Annotated in this window: 9 protein-coding genes; 5 read left to right on the forward strand and 4 right to left on the reverse strand. The window is 68.1% G+C overall.

Going from position 1 to position 19,538, the window contains the following annotated elements; translation table 11 throughout:
• Nucleotides 1–39: 39 nt before the first annotated feature.
• Nucleotides 40–12,996, reverse strand: a complete 12,957-nt coding sequence (locus P0Y43_RS26660; protein ID WP_275640254.1) for a non-ribosomal peptide synthetase — start codon at nt 12,994–12,996, stop codon at nt 40–42.
• 334 nt (nt 12,997–13,330) lie between these two features.
• Here P0Y43_RS26660 and P0Y43_RS26665 point away from each other — a divergent pair, with 334 nt between their 5' ends.
• Nucleotides 13,331–13,858, forward strand: coding sequence for an RNA polymerase factor sigma-70 (locus tag P0Y43_RS26665; RefSeq protein ID WP_275640255.1), 528 nt, complete (start codon nt 13,331–13,333; stop codon nt 13,856–13,858).
• A gap of 129 nt (nt 13,859–13,987) precedes the next feature.
• Here the strand turns inward: P0Y43_RS26665 and P0Y43_RS26670 are convergent, their stop codons facing one another.
• Nucleotides 13,988–15,001, reverse strand: a complete 1,014-nt coding sequence (locus P0Y43_RS26670) for a GNAT family N-acetyltransferase (protein WP_275640256.1) — start codon at nt 14,999–15,001, stop codon at nt 13,988–13,990.
• A 64-nt stretch (nt 15,002–15,065) separates the two neighbouring features.
• Complete coding sequence (locus P0Y43_RS26675) at nt 15,066–15,869, reverse strand: substrate-binding periplasmic protein (RefSeq protein WP_275640257.1); 804 nt, start codon at nt 15,867–15,869, stop codon at nt 15,066–15,068.
• Between the two features lie 190 nt (nt 15,870–16,059).
• On the opposite strand from P0Y43_RS26675, the gene P0Y43_RS26680 reads away from it, so the two are divergent.
• Together P0Y43_RS26680 and P0Y43_RS26685 are read left to right on the forward strand one after the other, a co-directional pair.
• A complete protein-coding gene (locus tag P0Y43_RS26680; RefSeq protein WP_275640258.1) occupies nt 16,060–16,611 on the forward strand; it encodes an exonuclease domain-containing protein in 552 nt (183 codons plus the stop codon).
• A gap of 72 nt (nt 16,612–16,683) precedes the next feature.
• Nucleotides 16,684–16,968 carry a pyrimidine/purine nucleoside phosphorylase gene (locus P0Y43_RS26685; protein ID WP_275640259.1) on the forward strand — a complete coding sequence of 95 codons (285 nt, stop codon included), beginning with the start codon at nt 16,684–16,686 and terminating at the stop codon, nt 16,966–16,968.
• Between the two features lie 140 nt (nt 16,969–17,108).
• Here the strand turns inward: P0Y43_RS26685 and P0Y43_RS26690 are convergent, their stop codons facing one another.
• Nucleotides 17,109–17,801: an alpha/beta family hydrolase gene (locus P0Y43_RS26690; RefSeq protein ID WP_275640260.1), complete on the reverse strand. Its 693-nt coding sequence runs from the start codon at nt 17,799–17,801 to the stop codon at nt 17,109–17,111.
• 49 nt (nt 17,802–17,850) lie between these two features.
• Between P0Y43_RS26690 and ccoN the strand changes: the two genes are divergently transcribed.
• Both ccoN and P0Y43_RS26700 read left to right on the forward strand, forming a co-directional pair.
• Nucleotides 17,851–19,275 carry a cytochrome-c oxidase, cbb3-type subunit I gene (ccoN, locus tag P0Y43_RS26695; RefSeq protein ID WP_275640261.1) on the forward strand — a complete coding sequence of 475 codons (1,425 nt, stop codon included), beginning with the start codon at nt 17,851–17,853 and terminating at the stop codon, nt 19,273–19,275.
• Between the two features lie 13 nt (nt 19,276–19,288).
• Nucleotides 19,289–19,538: cbb3-type cytochrome c oxidase subunit II (locus P0Y43_RS26700; RefSeq protein WP_275640262.1), on the forward strand; the 250-nt coding region annotated here is incomplete at its 3' end.

The following is a 19,538-nucleotide window of genomic DNA, read 5'->3' on the forward strand; positions in this document are numbered from 1 at the left end:
GTGCCTGAGCGGGCTTGCCCCGCGATAAGGCCCGCGAACCTACAACGCCTCCAGCTCCGCCATCAGGTCGCTCAGTCGGTCGACCTTGTCGTCATCCAGCGCACTCCCCTGCAAGCCCTCCACGTACACCGCCAACGCCTCCACCGTGCTGCACTCGAACATCGCCCGCAGCGGCACGTTCAGTTGCAGGCGCTTCTGCACACGCGAGGCGATCTGCGTCGCCAGCAGCGAATGCCCGCCCAGTTCGAAGAAGTTGTCACGCACCCCTACCCGCTCGGCCTTGAGCACATCGGCCCAGATGCCAGCCAGGGTTTCCTCCAGCTCGTTGCGCGGCGCCAGGTAGGCCTGGCTGTGCTGGCCACCGATGTCGATGGCCGGCAGCGCCTTGCGGTCGAGCTTGCCGTTGGCGTTGTGCGGCAGGCTGTCGAACCAGCCCCAGTGCAGCGGCACCATGTACTCCGGAAGCTCCGCGCGCAGGCGCTGCTTGAGCTGGTCGAGCAGGCCGGCATCGGCGACCACGCCTTGGTGCGCCACCAGGTAGCCCACCAGATGCTTGCCGTTGACGCCCTCCTGCACCCCCACTGCGGCATCGCGGATTTGCGCCTGCTCGTGCAGGCGCGCCTCGATCTCGCCCAGCTCGATGCGGTAGCCGCGGATCTTCACCTGGTGGTCGATGCGGCCCACGTATTCGAGCACGCCATCGGCGCGACGGCGGGCCAGGTCGCCGGTACGGTACAGGCGCTCGCCCGGCGCGCCGTGCGGGTGCGGGATGAACGCCAGCGCGGTACGCACCGGGTCGCCCACGTAGCCACGGCCCACGCCGGTGCCGGCCACGCACAGCTCGCCCACCGCGCCCAGCGGCACTAACGTCTGCTCCTCGCCATACAGGTACAGGCGGTTGTTGTCGGTCGGCGTGCCGATCGGCAGGTAGCTGCCCTGGGTCGACTCGACGTCGACGCGGAAGAACGCCACGTCGTCCGAGCATTCCGCCGGGCCGTAGGCGTTCACCAGGCCGATTCGCGGGTAGCGCTGCAACCATTGCGCGGCCAGCTCAGGCGGCATCGCCTCGCCGGTCGGCAACATCCAGCGCAGGCCCTCCAGCGCCTGGTGCTCGTTGGCCAGCATGCCCTGGATCAGCGACGGCACACTCTCCAGCACGGTGATGCCGGTGGCTTGCACATGCGCCAGCAGGCCCTGCGGGTCATGGGCGATGGCGTTCGGCACGATCTCCACACGGGCGCCGAACAGCGGGGCGGCGAGGAACTGCCAGACCGAGATGTCGAAGCTCTGCGAGGCGGTCTGGGCGATCACGTCCTGTTCGCCCAGCGCCAGGTACGGCACCTTGCTCAGCTGGTTGTTGAGCATGCCGCGCTGCTCGACCATCACGCCCTTGGGCAGGCCGGTCGAGCCGGAGGTGTAGATCACGTAGGCAAGGTTGTCCGGCGCGCTATGGATGCCGGGGTTATGGCTGGCCACGTCGCTGCCCTGCACCTCTTCCCACACCAACAGCTTCGGCCGCACGGCGCCAGCGAGCTCGTCGAGCAACTGACGGCCCTGTTCCAACGTCGCGGCGCTGCATACCAGCACCGGCGTGCGGCTCAGTTCGACGATGCGTTGCAGGCGCGCCGTTGGCAGGCCAGGGTCCAGCGGCAGGTAGCCGGCGCCGGCCTTGAAGCTGCCGACGATCATGCCCAGCAGCGGCAGGCCACGCTCGGCGAGCAGCGCCACCGGCTGGTCGATCGCCACCCCCGCCGCCGCCAGGGCATGGCCCAGGCGGTTGGCGGCAAGGTTCAGCCCGGCGTAGTCGAACGACGCCTCCAGGCAACGGGCGACGACCCGCTGCGGATGCGCCGCGACCCGCGCCTCGAACAGCGACACGTAGCTCTGCTCCAGGCTGTAGGCGTGCGCGGTGTGGTTGCAGTCCTCCAGCAGGAAGCGCTGCTCCTCGGCGCCCAGCAGCGGCAACGCGGCCATGTCACCTTCGAAGCCGTCCACCAGCGCCAACAGCAGGCGCTTGAACTCGGCCAGCAGGCGCTCGACGGTCGGGTAGTCGAAGTAGCGCTGGTCGAACGACAGGTGCAGGCCCAGGTCATCGCCGGGGTAGCACACCGCAGTCAGCGGGAAGTTGGTGTGGGTGCGGCCCGAGTCAGAGCTGGCGTTCAGGTGCTGGGCATGGTCGAGCACCGCCGTTTCCACCGGGGCGTTCTCGAACACGAACAGGCTGTCGAACAGCGCCTGGCCCTTGGGCAGCTCGCTGCATTCCTGAATCGCCACCAACGGCAGGTACTCGTACTCGCGCAGCTGCATGTTGCGCTCCAGCAGGCCTTGCAGCCACTGGCGCACGCTGCGCGGCTGGCCCGGCTCGGGCAATTGCACGCGCAGCGCGATGCTGTTGATGAACAACCCGACGGTGCGCTGCATCTGCGGCAGGCTCACCGGGCGCCCCGCCACGGTGACGCCGAACACCACGTCGCGCTCCCCGCTGTAGCGCGCCAGCACCAGGGCCCAGGCCGCCTGGGCGAAAGTGTTGATGGTCAGCTGGTGAGCCTGGGCCAGTTCACGCAGGCGCACGCCTTCACGCACGTCGAGACGGGTGTGGCAGTCGCCGACCAGCATGCCGTCGCCGGCGTGGTCATGGCGCAGCGGACGGTCGCTGGGGATCGCCGTGGCGCGCTCGAAGCCGGCCAGGTTAGCCTGCCACCACTGGCGCGCTTCGTTCAGGTCCTGGCGCTGCAGCCAGCCGATGTAGTCGCGGTAGCGCGGCGGCACCGGCAACTGCGCCTGGCGGCCCTCGCCGAGGGCCTGGTAGATCTCGAAGAAGTCGTTCATCAGCAGCGAGCGGCACCAGGCATCGATGAGGATGTGGTGGTTGCTCATCATGAACCAGTAGCGCTCGTCGGCCACGCGCACCAGACGCAGGTGGAACGGCGCCTCGCGCAGCAGCTCGAAGCCGGCCTCGCGCTCGGCCTTGTGCAGCGCTTGCAGGCGGTCCTCCTGGGCGGCGTCGTCGAGGTCGCGCCAGTCCTGGTAGTCCACCGGGGTGTGGCCCGGCTTGTGGATGATCTGCAGCATCGCTTCGCCGGCGTTCCAGCTGAACGAGGCGCGCAGGGCTTCGTGGCGCGCGACCACTGCCTGCCAGGCGGCGGCGAAGCGTTGCGGGTCGAGGGCGCTGTTGATGCGGTAGCGGTCCTGCATGTAGTAGATGCCGGTGCCAGGCTCAAGCAGCGTGTGCAGCAGCAGGCCCTCCTGCATCGGGGTCAGCGGGTAGACGTCCTCGATCCGCGCGGCGGGCACCGGCAAGGCATCGATCTGTTCCTGGGTCAGTTGCGCCAGCGGGAAGTCCGACGGCGTGAAGCTGCCGTTGCCGTCGGCCAGGCAGTGGTCGACCAACGCCAGCAGTTCCTGGCGGTAGGTCTCGGCCAGCGCGGCGATGGTCTGCGCCTCGTAGCGCTCGGCGCTGAAGGTCCAGCGCAGTTGCAGGGCGCCGCCATACACCTGGCCATCGACACTGAGCCAGTTGGGCAGCGGCGCGTCGAGGTCGTGGGCCTGGCCCGTGGGGGCGTCCAGCGGCTGGAACAGCGTCTTGGCGTCGAACTGCTGGTCGAACTGGCCCAGGTAGTTGAAGGTGATGCGTGCCTGCGGCAACGCGGCCATGCGTTCGCGCAGGGCGTCGTCGGCCAGGTAGCGCAGCACGCCATAGCCCAGGCCCTTGTGCGGCACCTGGCGCAGTTGCTCCTTGATGCCCTTGATCGACGCGGCGCGGGCGGCGGCGTCGTCGCCAACGACCGCGCTCAGGCGCAGCGGGTAGGCGTTGGTGAACCAGCCGACGCTGCGGGTCAGGTCGATGTCCTCGAACAGCCCTTCGCGGCCATGGCCTTCAAGCTGCACCAGCACCTCGCGGTCGCCGCTCCACTGGGCCAAAGTGCGGGCCAGCGCGGTCAGCAACAGGTCATTGACCTGGGTGTGGTAGGCCGCGGGCGCCTGTTGCAGCAGTTGCCGGGTCTGCTCCACGTCCAGCCCGATCGCCAGGGTACGGGCATGGCGGTGCAGGTTGCCGCCTTGCGGGTGGTCGCACGGCAGTTCGTGGCGCACGCCACCCAGTTGCGCTGCCCACCAGCCGAGTTCATCGCGCAGCGAATCGCTGCCGGCGTAGCTGGCCAGGCGCGCGGCCCAGTCGCCCAGGGCGTGGGTCTTGGCAGCCAGGGTTTCGCCACGGTAGAGCGCTTGCAGGTCTTCGAGCAGCACACGCCAGGACACGCCGTCGACCACCAGGTGGTGGATCGCCAGCAGCAGGCGTTGCGCGCCGCTGCCATCGCTCACCAGCAGGCCGCGCAGCAGCGGGCCATCGGCCAGGTCGAGGCTGCGCTGCACGTCGGTGTACAACGCCTGGCAGTCGTCCAGGTCGGTCACCGTGGCGCTCCACAGCAGCGGTTGCGCGCCCGCCTGGTCGTACTCGGCGTGCCAACGCCCGCCCGCTTGGGCGAAGCGCAGACGCAGGCTGTCGTGGTGCTGCGCCAGCGCCGCCAGCGCGCGCTCCAGTTCGGCGGCCTGCAGCGGCTGGCGCACGTGCATCAGCACCGCCTGGTTCCAGTGCTGGGGCTGGGTCACGTCGCTGTCGAAGAACCAGTGCTGGATCGACGTGAGGCCGATGCGGCCGGTGCGCGCGCCCTGCTCGACGCCGCTCGGCGCCGCCTCCTGGCGCACCACGGCGGCCAGGGTCTGGATGGTCTGGTGCTGGAACAGGTCGCGCGGGGTGAATTGCAGGCCCAGCTGGCGGGCGCGGCTGACCACCTGGATCGACAGGATCGAGTCGCCGCCCAGTTCGAAGAAGTTGTCCTGCACGCCGACCCGCGCCAGGTTGAGCACCTCGCGCCAAACCTGCGCCAGTTGCTCTTCCAGCGCATTGGCCGGCGCCTGGTAGTGCTGGCGCGCCTGCTCCAGGTCCGGCGCCGGCAGCGCGCGGCGGTCGAGCTTGCCGTTGCCCATCAGCGGCAAGCGCTGCAGCAGCACCAGGTGCGCTGGCACCATGTAGTCCGGCAGGTGCTGGCGGGCGTGGGCCTTGACCGCTTCGCGCAGCGCCGCCTGGGCATCCGCGTCAGCCTCGGCCTGGGCGCACACGAGGTAGCCGACCAGTTGCTTGCCACCCGGCAAGTCGAGCGCCACGACCACCGCTTCGGTGACCTCGGCATGCTCCTGCAAGCGGCTTTCGATCTCGCCCAGCTCGATGCGGAAGCCACGGATCTTCACCTGCTGGTCGGCACGCCCGATGTATTCCACCAAGCCGTCGGCGCGCAGGCGCACCAGATCGCCGGTGCGGTACAGACGCCCACCGTCATGGCTGAATGGGTCGGCGACGAAACGCTCGGCGCTAAGCCCCGGGCGGTCGTGGTAACCCTGGGCGAGCCCGGCGCCACCGACGTACAGCTCGCCGATACCGCCCTGGGGCAGCAGCGCCAGGTCTTCGTCGAGGATGTATGCGGCGCGCGCGCCGACCACCCGGCCGATCGGCACACTGCCGGCGTCGCTCGGCAAGGTCTCGGGGGCCAGGCAGGCCAGCGGCATGACCACGGTTTCGGTCGGGCCGTAGGCATTGAAGAACTGCCGTGGCGCGAAGGCTTCGCGGATGCGTTGCAGGTGCTCGCCGGTCAGCGCCTCGCCGCCGGTGATCACCAGGCGCACCGGCAGTTGCTCGCCACGCCCGGCCAGGTGCTGGGCCAGCTGGCTGCCGTAGCTGGGGGTGAAGCCGAGGATGCTCACCCCTTGCTCGCGCACCAGTTCGCAGATTTCCTCGGCGCCCCACTGGCCCTGGCCACGCAGCACCACGCGGGCGCCGCACAGCAGCGGCGTCAACAGGCGCTCGCTGGCGGCGTCGAAGTTGATCGAATAGAAGTGCAGCTCGCAGTCATCGCTGCGCATGCCGAAGTCGGCGATCACCGCCTGGCAATGCATGGCGATCTCGCCGTGGCTGACCACCACGCCCTTGGGCTTGCCGGTGGAGCCGGAGGTGTAGATCAGGTACGCCTGGTGCTGCGGCAGGTTGAGGTTGTCCAGCGGCGCGGCGCTGTAGGCCGAGAGCTTGGCCGCGTCGTCCTCCAGGCACCAGCTGGCCACGCCCTCGGGCAGTTCGCCCAAGGTATCGAGCAGCGCGCGCTGGCCAATCAACAGGCCCAGGCGGCTGTCCTCGATCATGTAGCGCAGGCGGTCGAGCGGGTATTCCGGGTCCAGCGGCACATAGGCGCCACCGGCCTTGAGAATGGCCAGCAGGCCGATCACCATCTCCAGCGAGCGCTCCAGCGCCAGGCCCACCCGTACCTGCGGCCCCACCCCACGCTCGCGCAGGGCGCGGGCAAGGCGATTGGCTTGCTGGTCCAACTCGGCGTAGCTCAGGTGCTGCCCGGCGAAGGTCAGCGCCACGGCTTCGGGGCTGCGTTCGGCTTGGGCGGCGAACAGGCCGTGAATCGTCTGGTCGAGGTCGAAGTCCTGCTCGCCCTGCAACTGGCCGACCAGCACCTGCTGTTCGGCGCCGCTGAGCATCGGCAGCTCGCACAGGCGTTGCTGCGGGTCGTCGAGCAGGCCCACCAGCAACTGCTGCCAGTGCTCGGCCATGCGCGCGATGCGCGGTTCGTCGAACAGGTCGCGGCTGTAGGTCAGGCAGCAGCCCAGGCGGCCGTCGAGGTCGGTGACTTCCAGGTACAGGTCGAACTTGGTGGCGCTGGCGTCGTTGACCAGGTAGTCCACCTGCATGCCAGCCAGTTCACGGCTTTGCTGGAAGGCCCAGCGCTGCACGTTGCACATCACCTGGAACAGCGGGTTGTAGGCGCTGGAGCGCGGCGGTTGCAGGGCCTCGACCAACTGGTCGAACGGCAGGTCCTGGTGCGACTGGCCTTCGATGGCGGTCTGGCGCAGCTGTTCGAGCAACTCGGCGGCGCGCATCTGCCCGTCCAGCTCGCAGCGCAGCACCTGGGTGTTGAGGAAGGCCCCGATCAGCCCTTCGCTTTCCGGGCGGATGCGGCCTGCCACCGGCGCGCCGATGCGCAGGTCGCGCTGGCCGCTGTAGCGGTGCAGCAGCGCGGCCAGGGTGGCGGTCATGGTCATGAACATCGTCAGCCCGCGCTGGCGATTGAAGGCGTGCACGCGCTCGACCAGCGCCGGGTCGAGGTCGAAGCGGTACAGCCCGCCGCGGTGGCTCTGCACGGCCGGGCGTGGGCGGTCGGCGGGCAAGGCCAGCACCGGGTGCTCGTCGCCCAGGCGGGCCTTCCAGTAGGCCAGCTGGCGCGCGCCCTCGCCGCCTTCGAGCCACTGGCGCTGCCACACGCTGTAGTCCAGGTACTGCACCGGCAGCGGCGCCAACGGCGACTCGCGCTCATCGACGAAGGCCTCGTACAGCTCGCCCAGCTCACGGGCGAAGATATCCATGGCCCAGCCTTCGGTGACGATGTGGTGCAGGGTCAGGACGAAGTAGTGCTCGCGCTCATCGGCCTTGACCAGGCAGGCGCGCAGCAGGGGGCCGCGCTCCAGGTCGAAGGGCTGGTGCGCCTGTTCGTCGGCCAGCTGTTGCAGGCGTTGCTGGCGGGCTTCGGCCGGCAACGCGCTGAAGTCGTGCCAGGCCAGTTGCAGGTTGCCGTCGTCGGCCACGCACTGGTATGGCACGCCGCCAATGCTCGGGAAGGTGGTGCGCAGGGTTTCGTGACGCACGATCAGCGCTTGCAGGGCACGCTCGAAGGCATCGACGTGCAGCACGCCCTTCAGGCGCGCCATGCCACCGACGTTATACGCCGGGCTGTCCGGCTCCATCTGCCAGAGGAACCACATGCGCTGCTGCGAGTACGACAGCGGCACGGCCTGGCGTCGGTCGACGCGGGCGATGGCGCCTTGCAGGTTGCGTTCGCCGCTGTCACGCAGACGTTCGATCTCGGCGCAGAACGCGCCCAGCTCACTGGCCTCGAACAGCACCTTGAGCGGCAGCTCGACGTCGCAGGTCTGGCGGGCGCGCGAGACGATCTGGGTGGCCAGCAACGAGTGGCCGCCGAGGGCGAAGAAGTCGTCGGTCAGGCCCACGCGCGGCAGGTTCAGCACCTCACGCCAGATCGCTGCGACCTGGTGTTGCAGTTCGGTCTGGGGCGCGACGTGTTCACGTTGTTGCCACGTGGGCGCCGGCAGGGCCTTGCGCTCGACCTTGCCGCTCGGGCCCAGGGGCATCTGCGCCAGGTGGATCAGCTGCGCTGGCACCATGTAGGCCGGCAGTTGCGCGGCCAAGGTCGCCAGCAGCGCGTCGCTCTGCTCGACGCCGCTGTAGTAGCCGACCAGTTGGGCACCGACGGCGTCCTTATGGACCAGTACCAGCGCCTGCTCGACACCCGCCTGGGCCAGCAGCACGGCCTGCACCTCCTCGGGCTCGACGCGGAAACCGCGCACCTTGACCTGCTGGTCGAGGCGGCCGAGGTACTCCAGCGCCTCGCCACGCACCAGCCAGCGCGCGCGGTCGCCACTGCGGTACAGACGCGCACCGTTGCCATCGGGTTGCGGCACGAAGCGTTCGGCGGTCAGCCCCGGGCGGCCCAGGTAGCCGCGGGCCAGGCCCGCGCCGCCGAGGCACAGTTCGCCCGGCACGCCGGGCGCGGTCAGTTCGAGTTCAGCGTCCAACACGCGGCACAGCACGTTGCCCAGCGGGCGGCCGATGGGCGAGCGCTCGCCATCTTCGGCCTGGCAGTGCCAGTGGGTGACGTTGATCGCGGTTTCGGTCGGGCCGTAGCGGTTGTGCAGTTGCACCTGCGGCAGCCATTGCAGCACGCGATCGCGCAGTTGCGCAGGCAGCGCCTCGCCGCCGGAGAACACCCGGCGCAGGCTGGCGCAACCTGCGGCGCGCGGCTCCTGAACGAACACCTGCAACAGCGCTGGCACGAAGTGCAGCGTGGTCACCCCGTGCTGTTGCACGAGCTCGGCGATGCGTTGCGGGTCGCGGTGCTCGCCAGGGCCGGCCAGCACCAGGCGGCAGCCGGTGACCAGCGGCCAGAAGCACTCCCACACCGACACGTCGAAGCTGATCGGCGCCTTCTGCATCAGCACGTCGCTGCCGTCCAGGGCGTAGGTGGCCTGCATCCATTGCAGGCGCTCGGCCAGGGCCGCGTGGGTGTTGCCCACGCCCTTGGGCTGGCCGGTGGAGCCGGAGGTGTAGATTACGTAGGCGAGGTTGTCGCCTTCGAGGTGCAGGCCCGGGGCCTGGGTCGGCCAGCTGTCCAGGTGCAGTTGGTCGAGGGCGATGGTGCTCACGCCCGGCACCTGGGGCAGGCCGCCGAGCAGCGCGCTGTGGCTGAGCAACAGTTCGGCGCCGCAGTCGGCGAGCATGTAGGCCAGACGCTCGGCCGGGTAGTCGATGTCCAGCGGCACGTAGGCGCCGCCGGCCTTGAGGATGGCCAGCAGGCCGACCAGCAACTGCGGCGAACGCTCCACGGCGATGGCCACGCGGGTGTCGGGGCCGACGCCCTTGTCGCGCAGGTAATGGGCCAGGCGGTTGGCCTGCTGGTGCAAGGCGGCGTAGTCGTACTGGCCGCCCTCCCACACCAGCGCGGTGCGCTCGGGGGTCAGGCGCGCCTGCTCGTTGAGTTGCTCGACCAGCAGGCGAGCGGGCGCGGGCGCCGGGGCCTGCCCCCAACCGAGCAGTTGCGCGCGGCTTTGCTCATCGAGCAGCTGCACGTCGCCCAAGGCCAGGCGCGGCTGGGCGCAGACCTGCTCCAGCAGCGCCAGCAGGTGGTTGGCCAGGCGCTTGACCGTGTTGGCTTCGAACAGCTCGGCGGCGTAGTCGAAGGCCAGGCTCAGGCGGCCCTGGTGGTCCTCCTCGCTGTGCAGTTGCAGGTCGAACTTGGCCTCGCGGCTGTGCCACGGCAGCTCTTCGGCCAGCAGGCCGGGCAGACGGCGCAGGGCCGACAGGTCGCGCTGCTGGTGGTTGAACATGACCTGGAACAGGCCCTGTTCGCGTGCCTCGGGCAGGGCCTCGAGCAGCTGCTCGAACGGCAGGTCCTGGTGCGCCTGGGCGCCGAGGGTGGCGCCACGCACCTGGGCCAGCAACTGATCGAACGGGGTGCGCCCGTCCAGCTCGGCGCGCAGCACCTGGGTGTTGATGAAGAAGCCGACCAGGCCCTGGGTTTCCAGGCGTGGGCGGTTGGCGTTGGGCACGCCGACGCGGATTTCACCTTGGCCGGTGTAGCGATGCAACAGGCCTTGCCAACCGGCCAGCAACACCATGAACAGGCTGGCCTGCTGGTCGCGGGCCAGGCTGCGCAGGGCCTCGGCGAGCTTGGCCGGCACCTTCAGGTTCAGGCGTGCGGCGCGCTTGTCGCGCTGAGCCGAACGCGGCTGGTCGGCGTGCAGGTCGAGCACTGGCGATTCATCGCCCAACTGGGCCTTCCAGTAGTCGAGCTGGCGGGCGGCCTCACCGTCGGCCAGCCACTGGCGCTGCCAGGTGCCGTAGTCGGCATAGCCCAGGGCCAGAGGAGCCAGCGCGGCCTGTTGGCCCTGGCAGTGGGCGGCATACAGGCGGGCGAATTCGTCGAGCAGGATATTCAGCGACCAGCCGTCGGCGACGATGTGGTGCAGGGTCACCCACAGTTGGTGTTCCTCATCGTCCAAGCGCGCGAGGGTCACCCGCAGCAACGGACCCTGGCGCAAGTCGAACGGCTTCTGCGCCTCGTATTCGCGGCGAGCGCCAACTTCGGCGACGTCCAGGCCTTCCACGTCGAGGCGCTGCAAGGTGAAGGGCTGGGACGGCAACACATGCTGCAGGGCCTGGCCATCGACCTCGCTGAACCGCGTGCGCAGGGATTCATGGCGCGCCACCAAGGCCTGGAAGCTGGCTTCGAGCGCCGCCTCGTCAAGCTCGCCACGCAGGTGCAGGCCGGCGGGAATGTTGTAGGCGGCCGACTGTGGCTCCAACTGCCACAGCAGCCACAGGCGGTTCTGCGCCAGCGACTGGGGCAACGCCTGGCCGCGCTCAAGGCTGGCGATGGCGATGGCGCTGGCGCCGCTGCCGCCCTCGGCCAGCACGGCGGCCACCGCGGCGCTGTAGTCGGCCAGGGTCGGCGCTTCGAACAGGGTGCGCAGGGTCAGGTCCACGCCCAGCTCATCGGCCAGCCGTGCGGTCACCTGGGTGGCAGCGATGGAGTTGCCGCCCAGTAGTAGGAAATGGTCGTCCGGGGCCACCGACTCGACCTTCAGCAGCTCGCGCCACACCGCCGCGATGCGCGCTTGCAAGCCATCGACGACGGCCTCGGCGGGCTTGGCCTCGGCGTCGGGGAAGCGCGCGTAGCAGTCCAGGCTGCCGTCGTTCATGCGCAGACGGCAGGCCGCGCGTTGCAGCTTGCCGCTGGAGGTCTTGGGCAGCGCGCCGGGGTTGAGCAGCAGCACCACGGCCGGGGCCTGGCGGCAGGCGTCGGCGATGACCTGGCGCAGGGTCTTGATCAGCTCCTGCGGCTTGACCGCCTTCTGCACGTTGCGGCTGATCTCCACCGCCACGCCGATGCCCTCCTCGCCCTGGTCGTCCACGGCGAACACTGCCACGCGGCCTTTGCGCAACAGGTCGACCTCGCGCTCCAGGGTCTTCTCCAGATCCTGCGGATAGAGGTTCTGGCCACGGACGATGAGCATGTCCTTCAGGCGGCCGGTGACGAACACCTCGCCCTCACGCATGAAGCCCAGGTCGCCAGTGCGCAGCCAGGTCTGGCCGTCCTGCTCGACGAAGGTGCGCGCGCTGGCCTCGGGGTTGCGCCAGTAGCCCAGGGCGATGCTTGGGCCGCCGGCCCAGATCTCGCCCACCTGGTTGTCGCCCAGCACCGCCAGGCGCTGCGGCTCGACGATGCGCACGGCGTGGCCCGGCTGCGGGTAGCCGCAGCTCATCAGCACGCTGCCCTTGCCGTCCTGGGCGCGGTTGGCGGCAAAGGCCTCGGCGTCCAGCTCCAGGGCGCCGATGCCCTGCCCGCGGCGGCTGCCGCTGACGAACAGGGTGGCCTCGGCCAGGCCGTAGCTGGCGAAGAAGCTGTTGGCGTCGAAGCCGGCGGCGGCGAATTTCTCGGCGAAGGTGGCGAGGCTGTCCTGGCGGATCGGCTCGGAGCCGGAATAGGCCACGCGCCAGCGGCTCAGGTCGAGCCCGGCCAGCGCGGCCTCGCTGACCCGCTCGCTGCACAGGCGGTAGGCGAAGTCCGGGCCGCCGCTGATGGTGCCGCCGTATTCGCTGATCGCCTGCAACCAGCGCAGCGGTCGGGCGAGGAAGTAGCCCGGCGACATCAATACGCAGGGCACGCCACTGAAGATCGGCTGCAACAAGCCGCCGATCAGGCCCATGTCGTGGTACAGCGGCAGCCAGCTGACGATCACGTCGTCGGGGTTCAGGTCGATGCCGAAGCCCTGGCGAATCAATTGCTCGTTGGCCACCAGGTTGCCATGGCTGACCTGCACGCCCTTGGGCAGCGCGGTGGAGCCGGAGGTGTATTGCAGGAAGGCGATGTGCTCGCCGGCCAATGCCGGTTCGCGCCAGGCATCGGCGAGGGTCGCGTCCAGGCCGTCGACCGCGAGCAGTTGCGGGCCGTCACCGGTCGCCAGGGCGTCGAGGCCCTGCAAACTGTCACGAAGCGCTTCTACCGTCAGCAGCAGGCGCGGTTCGGCGTCGGCGATGATCGACAGCAGGCGTTCCTGGTGGTGCTGGCGCGAAGACTCCGGTGGGTAGGCCGGCACGGCGATCACGCCGGCATACAGGCAGCCGAAGAACGCCGCGACGTAGTCCGGGCCACTGGGGAACAGCAACACCGCACGGTCGCCGAAGTCGGCGCGGGCCTGCAAAGCGGCGGCGATGACGCGGGCGCGCTGGTCGAGCTGCCGGTAGCTGAGCACCGCCTGCTCGCGGGGATCGTCGGCCAGAAAGCGCAAGGCGATCCGGTCCGGGGTCTGCGCGGCGCGTTGCGCCAGGGCCTGGACCAGCGTGAGCGGGAGTTCGAAGGCGTCCGTCATGGGGTGTTCCTGCCAGTGTCTGGTGAAGTCGGGCCGGAGCGGTGCCTCACGCAAAGGGCGGGCAGTGCTCGGCGGCCGGATGTACACAGGGGAACGGATGGGCGGGGGAAATAATTAGAAACCTCCGACCGGTAGGAACGAAGCCTGAGCCCTTGTAGGAACAGGCTCGCCCTGCGATGACCTCGCTACCGGGTCTGCGCTTAGAACGGAGCCGTAGGGAGACTCAATCACTTTCGTATTTGACAATCATTATCATTCTGAATAGTTTGTCGCACGTCGTAGGCAGCATCCCCTCTGGTGTGCTCCTTATCCCTACAAAGACAAGGTGATTTCCATGGCGGAACAACTATCCACAAGTAAGTGTGATTCACCACTGCTCCAGGCATTCGTCGACAACCGCAGCATCTTGGTAAAGATCGCCGCGCGCATCACCGGTTGCCGCTCGCGCGCCGAGGACGTGGTGCAGGATGCTTTCTTCCGGCTCAGTTCCGCGCCGCAGATCACCTCTTCGTTCAAGGCCCAGTTGAGCTATCTGTTCCAGATCGTGCGCAACCTGGCCATCGACCACTACCGCAAGCAGGCGATGGAGTTGAAGTACTCCGGTAGCGAAGAGGAAGGCTTGAATGTGGTGATCCAGAACGCATCGCCCGAAGCCACCCATATCAACCTCGCCACCCTCGAGCACATCGCCGACGCGCTCAACGAGCTGCCCCAGCGCACCCGCTATGCCTTCGAGATGTACCGCCTGCATGGCGTGCCGCAGAAGGACATCGCCAAGGAGCTGGGGGTGTCGCCGACGCTGGTGAATTTCATGATTCGGGATGCGTTGATCCACTGCCGCAAGTCGAGCAAGCAAGGGTGAGCCAGGGGCTGCGCGAGGTGTGCGCTGGGGCCTTCTGGCGCAGTTGAAATCGAGCGCCGCGCGGGTGGCGCTCGATCGTCAGGGCGCTAAAAACCTAAAGGCACGCACCTCTGAGCCCCAACACACCCATCAAACCAGCCCACACCGATCGAAAAACCGCTCCCGCCCCAGGATCATCAACGCCGCCCGCTTGTGCGGGAAATCGAATGCCTTCTCGCAGTGGAAGCATTGGTCCTGCATGTAGCCGATCATCTTGCCGTTATCGGCCCGCGGTTCAGCCACCACCCGCTGGGTGCGCGGGTCGTCCAGGAACAGGTAGTGCACCAGCGCCGGCAACCAGCTGGCCACCTTGTGCGGGCCGCGATGCCCCTCCTCCCCCACCAGCATGTGGATGCCCCGGTCGTAGTCGTCGACGGCGTAGAACGGCGCGATACGGTCTTCCTTGGCCCAGTAAGCCTCGAAATAGGCGAACGGCTCATCGTCGAAGCACCCGATCAAGGTCAGGGTATGCGGGTCGGCGTCGAGCTTGGCCAGGTACTCGCGGTGCTGTTCCAGGCTGCCGCCCTCCTGCCAGAACTGCAGCACCCGCGGGTTGTTCTGCCAGCGGTTGAAGCGGGCCAGGTCCTGCTCGATCTCCAAGGTGCGCAACGACACCCAGGCCCCCAGGCGCGCATCGAAGCGCCGGTACACCTCGCCCCGCGGCTTCGGTGCACGGCGCGGGTGGCGCTTGCCGTTGCTGAGCTGCATCTGCTGCGGGTAGGCGCCACTGGCCGACTGGCCCAGCCACGGTTGCGGCAATTGCCAGAACAAGGTGCGCTCGCAGACGTACACACCCGGCTGCTCGCTGGCCAGCAACAAGCCACTGGCCAGGCTGTCGCCCGTCGGCTGCGGCAGGTGCCAGGCCAGGCGCTGGCGCGCCGGGTCGCGTGACAGCAACCAGTAGCAAGCGGCCCACAACGCGTGCTGGCCCCGCTCCGGACACAGTTGCTCGAGATGCACTTCGAGGGGCTCGGCCGGCACCAGGCGCACCTGGATCAGTGGGCGGCCCTCCAGGCTCAAGGTCAGCCGATGGTCGCCCTCGTCAGCGCTGAGGTTTGGCCAGCGCGGCAGGAACTGGGGCATTGAGGCAGCGTCGAACGACATGGTCTTGGCTCACGGAAGTTGAAGAAGAGGCTCACTTCAAAAAACGTCGCCAGGCCAGGGAAATTTAAGGGGCCGGCGTACGCTCGACGGTGATCTGGTAAGGCGAGAAGATGCGCAGCAACGCGCCGTCGTCATGCAGGCGCCGCAGCAGCCCGGCGAACGCCGGCCCACTGATCGGCGCGCCCGGGCGCAACAGCGCGTAGTGGTGGTAGACCTGGTCGACACGCTCGGAGGCCATCAGCAACGCGGCGCTGTCCGGGTGACGCTTGAGGAAGTCGCTGAGGTACGAGCGGGTCACCAGGGCGATGTCGGCGCGCCCGCGCTGGACCATGAACAGGTTGCTGTCATGGGAGTAGGTCAGGGTTGCCTTGAAGGCCTCGGCCAGGTAGCGCGGGTCGGCGTTGAAGTCGGCGAAGGCGTAGTGGTAGCCGTTGAACAGCGCCAGGCGCTTGCCGCGCAATTCGTCGAAGTAGTGCTGGTCGCGCCCGGGCTGCTGGTGGGCGACGAACACCTCGGCGTCCTCCAGGCCCATGTCCACCGCCACATGGGGAATCTGCTCCCAGCCCCATTGCGGGTTCTCGAAGATCGCCATGTCGGTGCGCCCCTGCTGGAAGTCACCGAAGCGCCGCGGAATCGAGGTGGGTACCAGGACGAAGCGGTAGTCACTCTGCAGGCGGTTCAGCGCCTCGGCCAACTGCGGCAGGAGCCCACTGTCGGCCCCTTGTTCGGGGCGCACGGTGTAGGGCGGGAAATGCGCGGCACCGATCCGCACTTCCAGTGGTTCGACGGCATGAACCGGGGTAGCCAGCCACAGCGCGGCGAGCAGCATCAGGGAGGGCAAGGCCTTGAGGCCGGGCAGTGGAGTCAAGAGGGACACTCGTCACGGGGCGGACCTGGATCCGCCTAAGCTAGGCGTTTTCCCTTCAGGGCACAACCGCCGGTTATGCCAAAGTAGGGGCAATCTGCCAGGGGGTGTCGCGCGGCGCGACATTGGCTACCCTCTACAAGCCCGCGTGTCATGACAGGCGCGGCGACTGCCTCTTGCAAGGGAGCCTGGTATGGGCCATTGGTTGGTGATCGACCTGGAAGCGACGACCGACGAGGGCGGCTGGCCGGTCACGGAGATGGAAATCATTGAAATCGGCGCAAGCCTGGTGACCCGCGATGGCCGCGAGGTCGACCATTTCCAGCGCTTCGTGCGGCCCAGGCGGCGGCCGCAACTGACGCCGTTCTGCCGCGAACTCACGCACATCACCCAGGCCAACGTCGACGGGGCCGCCGCCTTCCCCGAGGTGTGGGCGCAGTTCGAGCGCTGGCTTGGCCATCACCATGCCCAACTACAGGCGTGGGTCAGTTGGGGCGACTACGACCGCCAGCAGTTGCTCCAGGAGTGGCAGCAGCACAAGGTGCGCAGCCTGCTCGAACAACTGCCGCACATCAACCTCAAGCAGCGTTTCGCCAAGGCCCGCCACCTGCAGCGCCCGACCGGCCTGAACGGCGCCCTGCAACTGGCCGGCATGCAGTTCAACGGGCAACAGCACCGGGCCCTGGAAGATGCCCGCAACACCGCGCGGCTGCTGCCGTTGAGCCTGCCGGCGGGGGGGCCCTGAAAGCAGATGACGCAGGCCAGGGCCTTGGGCATACTGGCCAGCCTTTTTTCATCCCCGTTCAGGAGTCGCCCCATGTTCAAGGTCAACGAATACTTCGATGGCACCGTCAAGTCGATCGGCTTCAACGGCGAGGAAGGCCCGGCCACCGTCGGCGTGATGGCCCCGGGCGAATACGAGTTCGGCACCGCCAAGCGCGAGATCATGCACGTGGTGGCTGGCGCCCTGACCGTGAAACTGCCGGGTAGCGACAGCTGGGACACCTTCGCCGCTGGCAGCCAGTTCAACGTGCCGGCCGACAGCAAGTTCCAGCTGAAGGTGGCGGTGGACACCGCTTACCTGTGCGAATACCGCGACTGATGCGGCGCCAGGCCTGACGCCATCGCGGGGCGAGTCGGATCGCCGCACCGTCGCGCCCACAAGCCCCCCGCCATCCTCAGGAACAACGGAGGCACTGTGGAGCGGGCTTGCCCCGCGACAGGGCCATCAGCGACACCCTGCTACCCGCGCAGAAACCCCGCCACCCGCTCCGCCGCCGCCTGCATATGCCGCTCATGGGTCACCCCCGACGCCTTCAAGGGCTTGAGGTCATGATCCGCCGCCAGCAGCCAGTGCACCTCGATCGCCGGCGCTAACGCATACCCCGCCACCGCCTCTCGGTTACCCAGCGCATCCCGCTCGCCCTGCACGATCAAGGTTGGCGTACGCAACCCAGCCAAGTGTTCGACCCGTGGCTTCTCCGGCTTGCCGACCGCATAGAACGGATACCCCAGGCACACCAGCGCATCCGCCCCCAATTCGTCGGCCAGCAGGCTGGCCATGCGCCCGCCCATGGACTTGCCGCCGATGGCCAGCGTTCCCGTGACCAAAGGTCGCACCTGCCGGTACACCTCGCGCCAGCATTCGAGCAGCACCTTCTGCGGGTTGGGCGGACGCTTGCCGCCGTTTAATCGGCGCTCTGCCATGTAGGGAAATTCGAAGCGGATCACCCCCACCCCAAGCCCCGCCAGTCTTTGCGCGATGTCCTCCATGAACCCGCTGTCCATCGGCGCGCCCGCGCCGTGGGCCAGGATCAGGGCACCGCGAGCGCCCTGCTCCCCCCCGGCTCGCGGGGGATCGACGCGCAAGCCTGGGATATTTCCCACCTGCGCCCATTGATCCCCGTCAATACCGGCCACTTGCCCATTACTCATGCTTGCCTCGCTGTTTAGCCTGCCTATAACCGTGGATGGGAACCCATACATGAACACAACCAGCAGTACCGCCTATAACTATCAGGTGGTCCGCCAATTCGCCATCATGACGGTGGTGTGGGGAATCGTCGGGATGGGGCTCGGCGTATTCATCGCCGCGCAACTCGTCTGGCCCTCCCTGAACCTCGACCTGCCGTGGACCAGCTTCGGCCGCCTGCGGCCGCTGCACACCAACGCGGTGATCTTCGCCTTCGGCGGCTGCGCCCTGTTCGCCACCTCCTATTATTCGGTGCAACGCACCTGCCAGACCAACCTGTTCGCGCCACGCCTGGCCGCGTTCACCTTCTGGGGCTGGCAACTGGTGATCCTGCTGGCGGCCATCAGCCTGCCGCTGGGCTACACCAGCTCCAAGGAATACGCCGAGCTGGAATGGCCGATCGACATCCTCATCACCATCGTCTGGGTGGCCTACGCCGTGGTGTTCTTCGGCACCCTGCTCAAGCGCAACACCAAGCACATCTATGTGGGCAACTGGTTCTTCGGTGCGTTCATCCTCACCGTGGCGATCCTGCACATCGTCAACAACCTGGAACTGCCGGTGAGCCTGACCAAGTCGTACTCGGTGTACGCCGGCGCCACCGACGCCATGGTGCAGTGGTGGTACGGCCACAACGCGGTGGGCTTCTTCCTGACCGCGGGCTTCCTGGGGATGATGTACTACTACGTGCCCAAGCAGGCCGAGCGCCCGGTGTATTCGTACCGGCTGTCGATCGTGCACTTCTGGGCGCTGATCACCCTGTACATCTGGGCCGGCCCGCACCACTTGCACTACACCGCACTGCCTGACTGGGCGCAGTCGCTGGGCATGATCATGTCGCTGATCCTCCTGGCACCGAGCTGGGGCGGCATGATCAACGGCATGATGACCCTCTCCGGGGCCTGGCATAAGCTGCGCAGCGACCCGATCCTGCGCTTCCTCGTGGTCTCGCTGGCGTTCTACGGCATGTCCACCTTCGAAGGCCCGATGATGGCCATCAAGACGGTCAACGCCCTCTCCCACTACACCGACTGGACCATCGGCCACGTGCACGCCGGCGCGCTCGGCTGGGTGGCGATGATCTCCATCGGCGCGCTGTACCACACCATCCCGAAAATCTTCGGCAAGCAGCAGATGCACAGCCTGGGCCTGATCAACGCGCATTTCTGGCTGGCGACCATCGGCACCGTGCTGTACATCGCCTCGATGTGGGTCAACGGCATCGCCCAGGGCCTGATGTGGCGTGCGGTGAACAGCGACGGCACGCTCACTTACTCGTTCGTCGAAACCCTGGTGGCCAGCCACCCCGGCTTCATCGTGCGCTTCGTCGGCGGCGCGATCTTCCTCAGCGGCATGTTCCTGATGGCCTGGAACACCTGGCGCACGGTGCGCGCCCCAGCGCTCGAGCCTGCCCCCACGAACGCCCAGCTGGCCTGAGGAGACACGCCTGATGAAACACGAAGTCATCGAGAAAAACGTAGGCCTGCTGGCCCTGCTGATGGTGTTCGCCGTCAGCATCGGCGGCCTGACCCAGATCGTCCCGCTGTTCTTCCAGGACGTCACCAACAAGCCGGTCGAGGGCATGAAGCCTTACACCGCCCTGCAGCTCGAAGGCCGCGACATCTACATCCGCGAAGGCTGCGTGGGCTGCCACTCGCAGATGATCCGCCCGTTCCGCGCCGAGACCGAGCGCTACGGCC

The organism is Pseudomonas entomophila, from assembly GCF_029193575.1.
Taxonomy (GTDB): domain Bacteria; phylum Pseudomonadota; class Gammaproteobacteria; order Pseudomonadales; family Pseudomonadaceae; genus Aquipseudomonas; species Aquipseudomonas entomophila_G.

Bases quoted from the DNA above. Each gene is read 5' to 3' on its own strand.
- P0Y43_RS26690 (WP_275640260.1), bottom strand. From the start codon at position 17,801: ATGAGTAATGGGCAAGTGGCCGGTATTGACGGGGATCAATGGGCGCAG.
- P0Y43_RS26685 (WP_275640259.1), top strand. From the start codon at position 16,684: ATGTTCAAGGTCAACGAATACTTCGATGGCACCGTCAAGTCGATCGGC.
- P0Y43_RS26670 (WP_275640256.1), bottom strand. From the start codon at position 15,001: ATGTCGTTCGACGCTGCCTCAATGCCCCAGTTCCTGCCGCGCTGGCCA.
- ccoN (WP_275640261.1), top strand. From the start codon at position 17,851: ATGAACACAACCAGCAGTACCGCCTATAACTATCAGGTGGTCCGCCAA.
- P0Y43_RS26680 (WP_275640258.1), top strand. From the start codon at position 16,060: ATGGGCCATTGGTTGGTGATCGACCTGGAAGCGACGACCGACGAGGGC.
- P0Y43_RS26660 (WP_275640254.1), bottom strand. From the start codon at position 12,996: ATGACGGACGCCTTCGAACTCCCGCTCACGCTGGTCCAGGCCCTGGCG.
- P0Y43_RS26665 (WP_275640255.1), top strand. From the start codon at position 13,331: ATGGCGGAACAACTATCCACAAGTAAGTGTGATTCACCACTGCTCCAG.